This is a genomic window from Thiomonas islandica, assembly GCF_055383445.1.
On sequence record NZ_AP042391.1, the window covers coordinates 1478325 to 1492429 of the forward strand.

General features: G+C 63.6%; 13 protein-coding genes. 10 read left to right on the forward strand and 3 right to left on the reverse strand.

The window, feature by feature from the left end; genetic code table 11:
• Nucleotides 1-27 precede the first annotated feature (27 nt).
• Nucleotides 28-600: a hypothetical protein gene (locus tag ACZ47F_RS07165; protein ID WP_464924065.1), complete on the reverse strand. Its 573-nt coding sequence runs from the start codon at nt 598-600 to the stop codon at nt 28-30.
• Between the two features lie 39 nt (nt 601-639).
• Between ACZ47F_RS07165 and ACZ47F_RS07170 the strand changes: the two genes are divergently transcribed.
• From ACZ47F_RS07170 to ACZ47F_RS07200, 7 genes are all read left to right on the forward strand, one after another.
• Nucleotides 640-1179 (forward strand): thioredoxin family protein, encoded by a 540-nt coding sequence (locus ACZ47F_RS07170; protein ID WP_464924066.1) that lies wholly within the window; start codon nt 640-642, stop codon nt 1177-1179.
• A 257-nt stretch (nt 1180-1436) separates the two neighbouring features.
• Nucleotides 1437-2906, forward strand: coding sequence for a TolC family protein (locus ACZ47F_RS07175; protein ID WP_464924067.1), 1470 nt, complete (start codon nt 1437-1439; stop codon nt 2904-2906).
• An 82-nt stretch (nt 2907-2988) separates the two neighbouring features.
• Nucleotides 2989-4080, forward strand: coding sequence for an efflux RND transporter periplasmic adaptor subunit (locus ACZ47F_RS07180; RefSeq protein ID WP_464924068.1), 1092 nt, complete (start codon nt 2989-2991; stop codon nt 4078-4080).
• A 13-nt stretch (nt 4081-4093) separates the two neighbouring features.
• Entirely contained in the window at nt 4094-7387 is a 3294-nt protein-coding gene (locus ACZ47F_RS07185) for an efflux RND transporter permease subunit (protein ID WP_464924069.1), read from the forward strand.
• Between the two features lie 98 nt (nt 7388-7485).
• Nucleotides 7486-7710 carry a YgaP family membrane protein gene (locus ACZ47F_RS07190; protein ID WP_464924070.1) on the forward strand — a complete coding sequence of 75 codons (225 nt, stop codon included), beginning with the start codon at nt 7486-7488 and terminating at the stop codon, nt 7708-7710.
• A 13-nt stretch (nt 7711-7723) separates the two neighbouring features.
• A complete protein-coding gene (locus ACZ47F_RS07195) occupies nt 7724-8731 on the forward strand; it encodes an SLAC1 anion channel family protein (RefSeq protein WP_464924071.1) in 1008 nt (335 codons plus the stop codon).
• A gap of 103 nt (nt 8732-8834) precedes the next feature.
• Complete coding sequence (locus ACZ47F_RS07200) at nt 8835-9128, forward strand: metal-sensing transcriptional repressor (protein WP_464924072.1); 294 nt, start codon at nt 8835-8837, stop codon at nt 9126-9128.
• A gap of 46 nt (nt 9129-9174) precedes the next feature.
• On the opposite strand, the gene mnmA is transcribed toward ACZ47F_RS07200, so the two are convergent.
• Together mnmA and ACZ47F_RS07210 are read right to left on the reverse strand one after the other, a co-directional pair.
• A complete protein-coding gene (gene mnmA, locus ACZ47F_RS07205; protein ID WP_464924073.1) occupies nt 9175-10272 on the reverse strand; it encodes a tRNA 2-thiouridine(34) synthase MnmA in 1098 nt (365 codons plus the stop codon).
• A gap of 22 nt (nt 10273-10294) precedes the next feature.
• Entirely contained in the window at nt 10295-10819 is a 525-nt protein-coding gene (locus ACZ47F_RS07210) for an NUDIX hydrolase (protein WP_464924074.1), read from the reverse strand.
• 186 nt (nt 10820-11005) lie between these two features.
• Here ACZ47F_RS07210 and ACZ47F_RS07215 point away from each other — a divergent pair, with 186 nt between their 5' ends.
• The 3 genes from ACZ47F_RS07215 (at nt 11006) to ACZ47F_RS07225 (ending at nt 13998) form a co-directional block, all read left to right on the forward strand.
• Complete coding sequence (locus ACZ47F_RS07215; protein ID WP_464924075.1) at nt 11006-12127, forward strand: Re/Si-specific NAD(P)(+) transhydrogenase subunit alpha; 1122 nt, start codon at nt 11006-11008, stop codon at nt 12125-12127.
• 35 nt (nt 12128-12162) lie between these two features.
• On the forward strand, nt 12163-12465 hold the full coding sequence (locus ACZ47F_RS07220) for an NAD(P) transhydrogenase subunit alpha part 2 (protein ID WP_464924076.1): 303 nt from the start codon (nt 12163-12165) through the stop codon (nt 12463-12465).
• Between the two features lie 96 nt (nt 12466-12561).
• A complete protein-coding gene (locus ACZ47F_RS07225) occupies nt 12562-13998 on the forward strand; it encodes an NAD(P)(+) transhydrogenase (Re/Si-specific) subunit beta (RefSeq protein ID WP_464924077.1) in 1437 nt (478 codons plus the stop codon).
• Nucleotides 13999-14105 lie beyond the last annotated feature (107 nt).

Sequence of the window (14105 nt, forward strand, 5' to 3'; positions counted from 1 at the left end):
TTGCGCTGCATGATAGGTCGGCCTGATTCAGCGCGCCGGGGACAAATTCACGGAATCGGCGAAAGTTTGTGCCGCGTCGTCCTTGAACACCTCGGTCGGGGCAAAGGCGGTGAGCTGGTACACATCGCTACCCTGACTGAACAGCAGTACCCGCTCGCGCACCGGCTTGCCATCGGGCATCTGGCCGTCGATCTTCAGATCAAGGCTGTCGGGCAGGCCTGGCGTGGCGTTTTTCAGCGCCGCCGCGGACGATGCCGTGACCCGGCCACGCACATTGCTCACCGCCGCCTGATGCAGTTGCGCCAGCGCCGGCGCCGCCAACGCCGGGTTGGGCAGGCGTGCATGTGCCAGCGCGAAGGTCATCTTGTCGGCCACACAGCCGGTCATGCTCATTTTGACCTGTTGACCGGCCAGCACGACCTCCTGCGCAATCTGCTCGGGCTTGCACGGATAGGTCAGCAGGATGTTGACATCCTTGGGCCGCACGTCGCGCCAGTCCAGCGCCGGCGAACAGGCACAGAGCAGCACGGCGGCCGCAAGCAGACCGGCACCCAGGCGCAAAGCCGCCGAAGCCGTCGGATATCGTTCTGTGAATAACATGGGTACATTATCCTGTCAGTTCGAATGCGAGGTGGGTGTATGTTGATTGCCGAGCGGTTTTCCCCTGTGCGCCTGCCAGGGCTGTGCGTTGCCTGCACGCAACGACTGCTGCTGGGCCTGTTCGCATTGCTGCTGGCGCTCGCCGCAGCCGCCGAGGCCCGGGCGGAAACCCCGCTGCCGCCGGTGAAAAACCTGGAGCGCAGCGTGCAGCAGGCCGTGGCCAAGGGGCAGCCGTTGATCGTGATGTTCAGCCTGCCCAGCTGTCCATACTGTGAAAAGCTGCGTCGCACCGAATACCAGTACCTCGTGCGTGACGGGTATCTGGTGCAGCAGATCGAGATCACCGACCGCAATCCGGTGATCGGCTTCGACGGCAAGCCGACCAACGGTGTGCAACTGGCGCGGCAATACGGCATCAAGATTGCGCCGACCGTGCTGTTTTTCGGCCCCGGCGGCAAGGAAATCGGCGAGCGCATCACAGGCGCGCCGACCGCCGACTTCTATGGCGCCTTCGTCGATCGGGCGCTCAAGGAAAGCGCCAAGGCGATCAAGGATCAGCGGGCTACTGCTGCGGCGTGATCTGCAGCCGGCCTGTCGCTCTGCGGAGACAGGCAAGCTGAGAAGAAAGAAGAACATGGGGGGGCGCATACCCCCATGAGTATTGATATACTCCGCCCTGTATATATCTCGTGACCTGTTCCCGCAGCCCGGCTATGCTCACTCGGTCGGTTTGCGGTGAGCTGCGCGATCGGCGTGAAATCTAGTGTTTTGAGCAGGGTTTCGCGCTTTCCCTGGTGAGATTTCTTTTCAGGCGGAGTTGGATAATGACGGATTCCTTGCCCCGACGTGTTCGCATCGGGCTGTTGACCGCGGCTTGTCTGTCGCTGCTCGGCGGCATGGCCCCGGCGTTGGCGGAAACCCTGGATTTTCGCCAGGCGGTGGATGTTGCGCTCAAGCAGAACCCTGATCTGATGAGCGTGCAGGCGCAAATTGCGCAGGCCCGCGCCGGCATCAACCAGGCTGAGGGCGCTAGGCTGCCCAAGATCACGGTGTCTGCAGGAGTCACCCGCACCAATGACGCGCTCAACGCCTTCGGGCTCAAGCTGTCGCAGCGGCAGGCGACGTTCAATGACTTCGGCGCGGGGGACTTTCTCGGCGCGCTGCAAAACGGCACCAACCCGTTGCCCGTGGCGCCGAGCAATCTCAACTATCCCGGCGCGGTCAACAACTTCAACACCCGCATCCAGGCCGAAGTGCCGCTGTACACCGGCGGCAAGCTCCAGGGCTATCTGCAGCAGGCGCGATCGATGCTGATGGCAGCGCAGGCCGGCGACCAGGCTGCGCGGCAGCAGATCATCTATCACGCGCTGCAGGCCTATGACGGGGTTTACACCGCGCGTGCATTCAAGGGCGTGGCAGCCAAGGCGATCGAGGCGGCACAAAGCCAGGTGAAGACCGTCGAAAACCTGCTCAAGCAGGGCGTGGTGATCAAGAGCGACCTGCTGTCGGCACAGGTGCATCTCGAGGAGATGAAATTGCAGGCCGATCAGGCCGCTAGCATGGAAGCGCAGGCCATGGACGCGCTGCATGTGGTGCTGGGTGTACCGTTGAACCAGCCCATCACCCTGGGGCCGCAAGTCATGGTGACCATGCCCGAGGGGGATCCCAATGCCTGGGTCGTGCAGGCGATGCAGCGCAACCCGCAGGTGCAGGCGCTGCAGCATCAGATCGCCGCGGCCAACGGGCAGGTCGAAGTGGCGCGCGCCGACCGCTATCCGCAGATCGGAGCGATGGCGCGGTTCGACACCAACGATCCCCGTCTCGGCTTCGAGTCGCGCAGTTACACCGTGGGCGCCCAGCTCAACTGGACCGTGTTCGACGGCGGGGTGACGCGCAATGCGGTCGATCAGGCCGTGGCCAAGCGCATGGAGCTGCAAGCCAAGCTGCAAAGCCTGCAAAACCAGCTCGGTATGCAGGTGCAGGACAGTTATCGCAAGGCGCTGGACGCCGCCAATCAGGTCAAGACCCGTGAGCTGGCCGTGCAGCAAGCCGGGGAGGCCGCGCGCATCATCAACAAGCGTTATGCCGACGGCGTGGGCACGCTGGTCGAAGTGCAGGGCGCGCAGGCGCAGCTCGACAAGGCGCGCGCCGATCTGGTGCTTGCCCGGCAGCAGGTCAACCTGCAGCGCGCCGCGCTGCGGCTGGCCATTGGCGACCTGACGCTCGACGCCACCCGGCCGGTCGTGCCGCAGGCCCAGGCCGACGCGGTGCAGACCGTAGCCACCGGTGCGCCGGCCCAGCCCTGAACCCGTTGCCGTGTGGTCAATCCGCCCGCACCGACTCGCTTTCCCAAGTGCATTTGCCTTCGACCTTTCATTCATGACCGCTATGAACCTTCCCGTCCTGCCCTTGCTGCGTCGTGCACCGCTGGCGCTTGCGTTGTCTGCGGTGCTGCTGTCGGCCTGCGGTCACCAGACCGAGACCGCACAAACTTCTGCACCGCCCCGTGTGGTAGCAGCGCAAACCCTCAAGCTCGCGCCGAGCGATCAGCAAAGCCTCACCCTGTTGCCGGGCACGGTGATGTCGAGCAACCAGGTGCAGGTCGCCTCTAGGCTGATGGGCTATATCCGCACCCTGACGGTCAAGGAAGGGCAGACGGTCAAGGCCGGGCAGCTGCTGTTCGAGGTCGATCCCACCGACATCCAGGGGCAGGTGGCGCAGGCGCGCGCCGGACTGGCGCAGGCACAGGCCAACCTGGCCAATGCCAAGAGCGATTTCGAACGTTTCGGCAACTTGTACAAGGAACAGGCCATCCCGAGGCAGCAGTGGGATCAGGTGCAGCTGCGCTACCAGGTGGCGCAGGAACAGGTGGCCGCAGCGCAGGCCGGCTACAACACCGCTGCGGCGCAGATGCGTTATTCGGCCGTCACCGCGCCCATCTCCGGCATCGTGGTGCAGAAACTGGCCAATCAGGGCGATCTGGCCGCGCCGGGGCGCCCGGTACTGGTGCTCGAAGGGCAGGGCAAGCTGCAGGTCGCCACCCAGGTACCCGGTGAGGTGTTCGACAAGATCAAGATCGGCGACAAGGTACAGGTGTTCGCCGGTGGCAAGACGCTCACTGGCACGATTGCCCAGGCCGTTCCGGTGGCCGATCCGGTGAGCCACACGCACACCGTCAAGATCGATCTGCCGGCCGATGCCGGACTCGACAGCGGCAGCTTCGTGCGTGTGGGCTTTGCCGTGGGCAGCGCGCCGCAGCTGCGCGTGCCGCACAGCGCGGTGGTTGACCGCGCCGGAATGACCGGGGTGTTCGTCGTCGACAAGGACGGCATCGCCCACTTCCGCCTGGTGCGCCTGGGGGCACAGGTGGGCAACGAGGTCGAGATCCAGGCCGGGCTGAACCCGGATGACACCATCGTCACCAGCAACCTGTCCGAAGTGGAAAACGGCGTGAAGATCGGCGGAGGCAACCGTGGCTGAACATGCGGCTCCCATGAACAGCGCGGGCAAGCTGGCCCGCGCCTTCATCGAATCGAAAATTACCGCGCTGATCATGCTCGGCCTGACGCTGGCCGGGGTGCTGGCGCTGCTGATCACGCCGCGCGAATACAACCCGCAGATCGTGGTTCCGGCGGCCAACATCATCGTCGCCAAGCCCGGCGCCGGGCCGCAGGAAATCCAGAACCTTGTGGTCAAGCCGCTTGAAGCCATCATGGCCTCGTTGTCCGGCGTCGATCACACCTATGGCTATGCGACCAACGACTTCGGCGTGGTCACGGTGCAGTTCAAGGTGGGCGAGGACCAGGAAAAGAGCCTGGTCAAGATGTACAACCAGTTGATGCAAAACCTCGACCGCATTCCCCCGGGGGCGATGCAGCCGATCGTCAAGCCGATCAATGTCGATGACGTGCCCATCTTGACGCTGACCCTGTCGTCGGCCACGTTGAACGGCATGCAACTGCGCGACGTGGGCGAGAAGGTGCTGGCGCATCTGCGCAACGTGCCCGGCGTGTCGTTCACCGAGGTGGTCGGTGGTGCGCCGCGCGCGGTCAATGTGGCGATCTCGCCAAGCAAGCTGGCCGCCGCCGGGATTCCGCTGGAGCAGCTCGACAAGATTCTGCAGGGCAGCAACGCCGCGGCGCCGATCGGCAATCTGGTCAACGACAACAAGGTCACCCCGGTGCGCATCGACAGCTTCCTCGGCAACGCGCAGCAAGTGGGCGACATCCTGATTGGCGCGCCGGGCGGCAAGCCGGTCTACCTGAAGGACGTGGCCAAGGTCACCGAAGGGCCGGAACAGGTGGATGACCTCTCGCACTTCGCCTGGGGCCTGGCCGCCAAGGGCAAGCCGCATGGGCAGGAGATGAGCGCGGTCACACTGGCGATCGCCAAGAAGTCGGGCACCAACGCCGTGGTCGTGGTGCATGACGTGCTGAGCAAACTCAAGGAAATCGAGAGCTACGCCTTGCCGCAAGGGGTGCATGTCACCATCACCCGAGACGACGGCAAAAAGGCCAACGAGGCGGTCAACACCCTGGTCGAGCACCTGGGCATCGCCATCGTCAGCGTGTCGCTGCTGCTGTGGTTCTTCCTCGGTTGGCGCGAGGCCGGCATCGTCACCCTCACCGTGCCGCTGACGCTGTTTGCCGTGCTGACGGTCGATCTGATCGTTGGCCAGACCATCAACCGCATCACCCTGTTTGCGCTGATCCTCTCACTCGGTCTGCTGGTCGATGGCGCGATCGTGGTCATCGAGAACATCCACCGTCACCTGCATGGCGGGCCGATCAAGAACTTCAACCGCACCGTGGTGCTGGCGACCAACGAAATCGGCAATCCGACCAACATGGCCACGCTGGCGGTCATTCTTGCCTTCATTCCGATGGCCTTCGTCAGCGGCATGATGGGGCCGTTCATGCGGCCGATTCCGATCAACGTGCCGGTGGCGATGATCGCCTCGCTGGTGCTGGCCTACACAGTGGTGCCCTGGGCGGCGCGGGTCTGGCTGAGCAAGAAGGCCGCGCGCGAGGCGCTGGCACATGCCCAAACCCTGGAAGAGGAGGGCGCGCAAAAGCAGGACAAGCTGCACACCGCCTATCTGAAGCTGATCGAGCCGATGCTGCGCAGCCGCACGCGCCGCAATCTCATGTTCCTCGCGGTGCTGCTGTTGCTGATCGCTGCAATGCTGATGCCGGCCTGGCAATTCATCCGACCGCAGGGCATGAACGGGCCGTTGTCGCCGCTGGGCGTGGAGCTCAAGATGCTGCCGAACGACAACACCAACACCTTCCTGGTGCAGATCGACACGCCTGCTGGTTCGACGCTCGAGCGTACCGACGAGGTGGCTCGCGCGGTCGGCGACGTGCTGGCGACCAATCCGTACGTGCTCGATTACCAGACCTTCGTCGGCCAGGCGGCGCCGATCGACTTCGCCTCGCTGGTGCGTGGCGACATGCTCAAGCGCGGCGACAACTTCGCCCAGATTCGGGTGAACCTAGTCGGTAAGGAGGAACGATCGGTCGATTCGCACCAGATCGTGCAGAGGCTCTACGAACAGCTCGCCCCGGTGCGTGCACGGTTTCCGTCCACATTCATCAAGCTGTATGAAACTCCGCCCGGCCCGCCGGTGCGCGCGCAGGTCATGGCCGAGCTCTATGGGCCTAACTATGACACCCTGCGCGCCGCGGCCAAGGATGTGTTAGGCGCCTTCGACAAGACCTACGGACTGATGAACCAGGACGATTCGGTCACCGCCACCACGACCGAATACCGCATCAAGATCGATCGCCAGAAAGCGGCGATGTCGGGCATCGTTCCCGGGCAGATCATCCAGCTGCTGCACAACTATGTGTCTGGGCTGAAGGTGGGCGCCATTCACGACAGCAGCGCGCTGGAGCCAGTGAACATCATCGTGCGCGTGCCGCGCGCCGATCGCCAAAGTCCGCAACAACTGCTCGACGTGCCAATCCAGAACGCGCAGGGTAAGGTCATTCCGCTGTCGGCGATCGCCACGGTCGAGCGCACCACCCTAGCCAAGCCGATCTACACCCGCGACCAGCATCCGGTGGTCTATGTCGGCGGGGAGATGATCCACTCCAGCCCGGTGTATGCGACGCTGAGCCTGAACACCCGCCTCGACGGCAAGACGCTGGCGCATGGCGCCACGTTCACCACCGGCAACCTGGGCTTTACCGAAACTCCGGCGAGCGACCTCAAGGGGTATCAATTGCTATGGGGTGGCGAGATGCGGCTGACGCTCGACGTGTTCCGCGATCTGGGCGCGGCCTTCATGGTGGCGCTAGTGTTCATCTACCTGTTGCTGGTGGCGTACTACAAGTCCTTCCTGCTGCCGGTGATCGTGATGGGCGCGATTCCGCTGACCCTCATCGGCGTGTTCCCCGGCCACTGGCTCACCCACCAGTCGTTCACCGCCACGTCGATGATCGGCGTGATCGCGCTGGCCGGCGTGGTGGTGCGCAACTCGCTACTGCTGATCGACTTCATCATCGACTACCGCGCTCGCGGCTACAGCCTGCAGGAGTCGGTGGCGCAGGCGGGGGCGGTGCGGCTGCGGCCCATCCTGCTGACTGCGCTGGCCATCATCTTCGGTTCTGCCATCATGGTGTCCGATCCGGTGTTCGGCGGTCTGGCGGTGTCGCTGATCTTCGGCACCCTGCTGTCGACAATCCTGACCCTGATCGTGATTCCTCTGCTCTACTACGTTTGGCAGATCCGGGTCAAGCCGAAGGCGCCTGCCGCTGCGGCCGAACCCGAGGCTGCAAATTGAATCTGAGGCAACACTGAACAAGCCCCTTGTGCGCAGTTTCACAAAGCTTGATGCAGTGTTGCCCTGATGTGCAACTCAACCAACCTGGAGACTTTGTCATGACAGTCGAACGCTACATCCGTGTCATTGCCGGCACGTTCATCCTGATCTCGGTACTGCTGGGCGCTCCGGCCAGCCCACTGTATGTATCGCAGTGGTTCCTGCTGTTCACCGCCTTCGTCGGCGCCAACCTGCTGCAGTTCGGTTTCACCAATCTATGCCCGCTGGGTTTTTTCCTGCGCAAGATGGGCGTGCCTGAGTCCAAGGCCAACTGCTGCGGCTGACAGCGCCTACGGCATGGCACGCCAAGCGTCTGCGCGCCTGAAATTTCTCGCCCCCGGCTGGTTTGCGCTGGTCATGGGCTGGGGTGGACTGGGGGTGGCCTGGCATCAGGCCACCCCGCTGCTCGGTGCGCCTGCCGCAACGATTGCGCAGGCACTGGGCTGGACGGCGGCCGCCGCACTGGGTCTGTTGCTGGTGTTGACTGGCCTGCGGCTGCAGCGCCACTCGCCCGATTTCCTGGCCGACCTGCGCCACCCCGTGCGGCACCCGCTGCTGGCCATGATTCCGATGGCGATGCTGGTGGTTGCGGGTTTTGCGGTGCAGGCGCTTGGTGTGGGCAATGGCTGGATCGCCGGCCTCTGGATGCTGGGCGCGGCCGCACAACTGGCTGTGACAGTGTGGGTCTTCCATCGCTCTTGGCTGCAAGCGGCCACCGACAAGGGGCCGAACTGGGCGGGCGTGACCCCGGCACTATTTCTCGCCGTCGCGGGCAATGTGGTCGTGCCGTTTGCCGGAGTCGCGCTCGGCCATTCCGGCTGGTCGGCGGCGCAGTGGACGATCGGCGCATTCTTTTTCCCGGTGGTGTTGCTGCTGTTCATGGTGCGCGTTGCGGCCTACGGCATGTTGCCGCGGCGGCTGCTGCCGATGCTGTTCATCACCGTTGCGCCGCCGGCGGCAGGCGGGCTTGGGCTGGCGCAGCTGGGCGCGTCGGTCGAACTGCTCGAAGGCGCCTGGGGAATTGCGCTGTTTTTCGTCCTGCTGAGCTTTCTGTGGTTTAAGCCGATGATGCAAGAGGCATTCACCATCGGGCATTGGGCGCTGTCGTTCCCGCTGGCGGCATTCGCTGGGCTGTCGATGCATCTTGCGCTGGTCACGCAAAGCGGGGCATTGCAGACCTTTGCCATTCTCGCGCTGGCGCTGGCTTCGGTGATCGTCGGCTGGCTGTCCCTGGCAACCGCACGCGGACTGCGCGACGGCAGCCTACTGGCCCCCGAGCCGGTGGCGCTGATTCACTCGGCCTGATGCCGTGCTCCAGGCGCAGCACGCCCGCGGCAGACTCGCCTATGATGGAGCGTATTGGATGAAGCGCAGCAGCAAGCCCACCCCGATTCCCGGAGCATTCCCCATGTCCGTCCTGACCAATGAGGCCTCTCGCACCGATATTCTCAACCGGCTCAAGCGCGCCGAAGGGCAGATGCGCGGCGTGCAGCGCATGATCGAGGAAGGCGAGCCTTGCCTGAAGGTCGCGCAGCAGCTCTCGGCAGTGCGCAAAGCGCTCGACAGTACCTTTGTGCGTATGACCGTGTGTTACCTTGAGCAGGAACTCGATGGTCGCCTAGAAAACGCCCATGGCGGCGAGCAGCCGCGTCTGGCGGCGATGCTCGAAGAAGTGGAAACCCTGCTGGCGCGAATGTCCTGAGCGGCCGGCACGCGCGGCAGTTTCCCGCCCGCAATTTTTCACGCCTTCAGTCTTCCGCGGCCTCGATGAGGCCGCCCCCCAGGCACACCTCCCCTGCGTACAGCACTGCCGACTGGCCTGGGGTGACAGCCCATTGCGGTGCGTCAAAGCGCAGCGTGAAGGCATCATGCCCTGTGGCAGCGTAGCGGCAGAGGGCGTCGGCCTGACGGTAGCGCGTTTTTGCGCCGTAGGTCAGGTTTTCATCGGGCGGTCGTCCAGCTACCCAGCTGGCCGAGCCGGCGCGCAGACCGCGGGTGTGCAGCAGCGGGTGATCATGCCCTTGCGCGACGATCAGGATATTGCGCTGTGGATCTTTGCCGGCGACGAACCAAGGCGCGCCGCTGCCGGACTTGCTGCCGCCCAGGCCGATGCCCTTGCGCTGTCCCAAGGTGTAGAACGCCAATCCCACATGCTCGCCGACGGTCTGCCCGTCCGGGGTCTGCATCGGCCCAGGCTGAGTCGGCAGGTAGCGCCCGAGAAACTCGCGAAACGGGCGCTCGCCAATGAAACAGATGCCGGTCGAGTCTTTCTTGCGCGCATTGTGCAGGCCGATGTCTGTCGCGATGCGGCGCACCGTGGTCTTTTCCAGCTCGCCCACTGGAAACAGGGTGCGCGCGAGCTGTGATTGGGTCAGCCGGTGCAGGAAATAGCTCTGATCCTTGGCGGGATCGAGCCCGCGCAGCAACTCGAAGCCTTGGTCGGTTTGCCGCACCCGCGCGTAATGTCCGGTGGCGATGCGATCCGCGCCCAGGCGCATGGCGTGGTCGAGAAACGCCTTGAACTTGATCTCGGCGTTGCACAGCACATCGGGATTGGGCGTGCGACCCGCGGCGTATTCGCGCAGGAATTCGGCAAAGACGCGCTCCTTGTATTCCGCGGCGAAATTCACCGCCTCAAGATCGATGCCGATGCGGTCGGCCACGCTGGCGGCGTCGAGCCAATCCTGGCGGGACGAGCAGTATTCACTGTCGTCATCGTCCTCCCAGTTTTTCATGAACAGGCCGATCACCTCATAGCCCTGCTGCTTGAGCAGCCAGGCCGACACGGAGGAATCGACACCGCCGGAGAGTCCGACCACGACCGTGCCGCGAGTGGAAGTCATCATGCGCGAATTGTAGGAAGCCGTCTCAAGCGCCTTCATTTGCGGGCGGACAAAACACGCCGGGGTCGGTGGAAATGAGGTCCAGCGCAAAGCGACGCCCGCGCAGGTAGTCCTCGACGCAGCGCAGCACGACAGGACTGCGATGCCGCGGCGCACTGGCGCGGATCGCATCGACATCCATCCACACTGTGCGCACGATGCCTGCATCCAGCGTGCGCATCGGGTCGGCCTGCCCGACGGTGCCGTAAAACGCCAGCCGCAGATAGCTCACATCGGTACTGCCTGTGGGACTGCGGTGCCAGGTGCGCGCCAGGTAAACGCCGAGCAGCCCTTGCGGGGTGAATGTGCGACCGGTTTCTTCCAGCGTTTCGCGCACCGCAGCCTGCAGCGGGCTTTCGCCAGCCTCCAGGTGGCCAGCGGGCTGGTTCAGCCGCAATCCTTGCGGCGTGTGCTCTTCGACCAGCAGAAACCGCCCCTGCCGTTCGATGACGGCGGCAACGGTCACGCGCGGACGTGTGGCGGGGTCGGGGCAGGGGATGTCTTGCGGCATGGCGAATGGACGAGAGGAAAAATGCAACGGTCTTTTGCGGCGGTGCGGGGCACGCGTTTGCGCAATGCTAGGGAAAACGCGGGATAATGCACCATTTTGAGCAGTCTGGCCCATCCATGCGGTTTGCCGCAGACGGTGCGCGGCCCGGGCCAGCGCCGACCCAAAAGCATTTCACAGGAGAAACCCATGCGTATTGGCATTCCGGCAGAAACCGTGGCCGGCGAAGCCCGTGTTGCAGCAACGCCGGAAACAGTCAAGAAATTGGTTGCCCAGGGCCATGCCGTGGTGCTGCAGTCCGGTGCCGGGCAACGGGCGGATGCGCCGGATGCGGACTATGCCGCGGCGGGTGCCACCGTGGGCGACCGCGCGCAGGCGTTTGGCGCCGAGATGGTGCTCAAGGTGCGCGCTCCCGCAGCCGAGGAACTGGCGTTGATGAAACCGGGAGCCGTGCTGGTGGGCATGCTCGACCCGTTCAACATCGACGGCCTGAACGCCATGGCGGCCGCAGGGCTGACCGCGTTTGCGCTGGAGGCCGCGCCGCGAACCTCGCGGGCGCAGAGCATGGACGTGCTGTCCAGCCAGGCCAACATCGCCGGCTACAAGGCAGTGATTCTCGCGGCCAACCTCTACCAGCGCTTCATGCCCATGCTGATGACCGCCGCCGGCACGGTCAAGGCGGCGCGTGTGGTGGTGCTGGGCGCCGGCGTGGCCGGTTTGCAGGCCATAGCCACGGCCAAGCGCCTGGGCGCGGTGATCGAGGCCTCTGACGTGCGGCCCGCGGTGAAGGAGCAGGTGGAGTCTCTCGGGGCCAAATTCATCGATGTGCCGTTCGAAACCGACGAGGAGCGCGAGATTGCGCAGGGCGTGGGCGGTTATGCCCGGCCCATGCCGGCGAGTTGGATGCAGCGGCAGGCGGTCCTGGTGGCCGAGCGGGTCAAACAAGCCAATGTGGTGATTTCCACCGCGCTCATTCCGGGTCGCCGCGCGCCGTTGCTGATCACCGAGGAGATGGTTCGGTCGATGAAACCCGGCTCGGTGATCATCGACATGGCCGCGGCGCAGGGCGGGAATTGCCCGCTGACCGAAGCCGGGAAAACCGTGGTCAAGCATGGTGTCACGCTGGTGGGTGAAACCAACCTGCCCGCACTGGTCGCAGCCGATGCGTCTGCGCTATATGCGCGCAATGTGCTCGATTTTCTCAAGCTGTTGTTCGACAAGGACAAGCAGTTTGTCGTCAATATGGAGGACGACATCGTCGCCGCCTGCCTGATGTGTCGCGATGGCCAGCTGCTGCGCAAGACCGTCTGAGCCGTTGCATTTTGCCTTTGTTCGAGGAACGCACCATGCATGAAATCTCTCCCCTGGTGATCAACTTCACCATTTTCGTCCTGGCGGTCTACGTCGGTTATCACGTGGTGTGGAATGTCACCCCGGCATTGCATACCCCGCTGATGGCCGTGACCAACGCGATTTCCGCCATCATCATCGTCGGCGCCATGCTCGCTGCGGCGCTGACCGTCACACCGCTGGGCAAGATCATGGGAACCCTGGCCGTGGCACTTGCCGCGGTAAATGTCTTCGGGGGGTTTCTCGTGACCCGGCGCATGCTGGCGATGTTCAAGAAAAAAACCGGCGACAAGAAATAACGCATCACCCAAAGGCCATCACGCGGTCGCAACGACGGCCCGGCCTGCAGCCGGCCGATGCGGCGCAACCGTCGTGCAGCACCAAGGAACCTCGGTATGACTCTCAGCATGAATCTGGTCACTCTGCTCTATCTGCTGGCAGCGGTGTTTTTCATCCAGGCACTCAAGGGCCTGTCGCACCCGACCACCAGCCGTCGCGGCAATGTGTTCGGCATGGTTGGCATGGCAATCGCGGTTATGACTACTGTGGCGCTGATTCTCAAGATCGGCGGTGATTCCGGCGCGCTCGGCCTGGGGTATGTGCTCGTGGGCCTGGTGGTTGGCGGTGGCATCGGCACCGTGATGGCCAATCGGGTGGAAATGACCAAAATGCCCGAGCTCGTGGCCTTCATGCACAGCATGATCGGTCTAGCCGCTGTGTTCATCGCGGTCGCTGCAGTGGCCGAGCCGCATGCGTTTGGCATCGTTGCGGCGGCCGGCGATCCACTGCCGCCCGGAAACCGCATCGAGCTATTCGTCGGCACCATCATCGGTGCGATCACGTTCAGCGGGTCGGTCATCGCCTTTGGCAAATTGTCCGGGCGGTACAAATTCCGCCTGTTCCAGGGCGCACCGGTGCGGTTTGCCGGGCAGCACTGGGTCAATCTCGTTATCGGTTTGGCGGCGATCGGTTTCGGGCTGTGGTTTTTCGCCACCCAGGCGTGGACTCCGTTTCTCATCATGATGGCGCTGGCCTTCGCCCTGGGGGTGCTCATCATCATCCCCATTGGCGGTGCGGACATGCCGGTGGTGGTGTCGATGCTCAACAGCTATTCCGGCTGGGCTGCGGCGGGCATCGGCTTTTCGCTCGAAAACAATATGCTCATCATCGCGGGGTCGCTGGTCGGTTCGTCGGGCGCGATTCTGAGTTACATCATGTGCAAGGCGATGAACCGCTCGTTCATCAGCGTGATTCTGGGCGGCTTTGGTGCAGAGGCGTCAGGTGCCGGGGCGCAGACGCAGCAGCGCACGGTCAAAACCGGCAGCGCCGACGATGCGGCTTTCCTACTGGCAAATGCCGAAACCGTGATCATCGTCCCGGGTTATGGCCTGGCCGTGGCGCGCGCTCAGCATGCTGTCAAGGAACTCGCGCAGAAACTCACCGAGCGCGGTGTGCAGGTGAAATACGCCATTCATCCGGTGGCTGGTCGCATGCCAGGCCACATGAATGTGCTGCTGGCCGAAGCCGAAGTGCCGTATGACCAGGTTTTCGAGATGGACGATATCAATCCCGAATTCGGCCAGACCGATGTCGCGGTGATCCTTGGTGCCAACGACGTGGTCAACCCTGCAGCCAAAACCGATCCGAAGTCACCGATTTTCGGGATGCCGATTCTCGAAGCCTACAAGGCGAAAACCGTGATCGTGAACAAACGCTCGATGGCCGCCGGATATGCTGGTCTGGATAATGAACTATTTTACATGGACAAGACCATGATGGTGTTTGGCGATGCCAAAAAGGTAGTCGAAGACATCACCAAGGCGATCGAATAATTCCAAAACGAATTCGCCGTCAATCGAAACGCCCGCGTGATGCGGGCGTTTTCATGGGCTTGTCGTTGTATCATTGCGCCTGTTTTTTCACTCAGGAGCAGATGCAC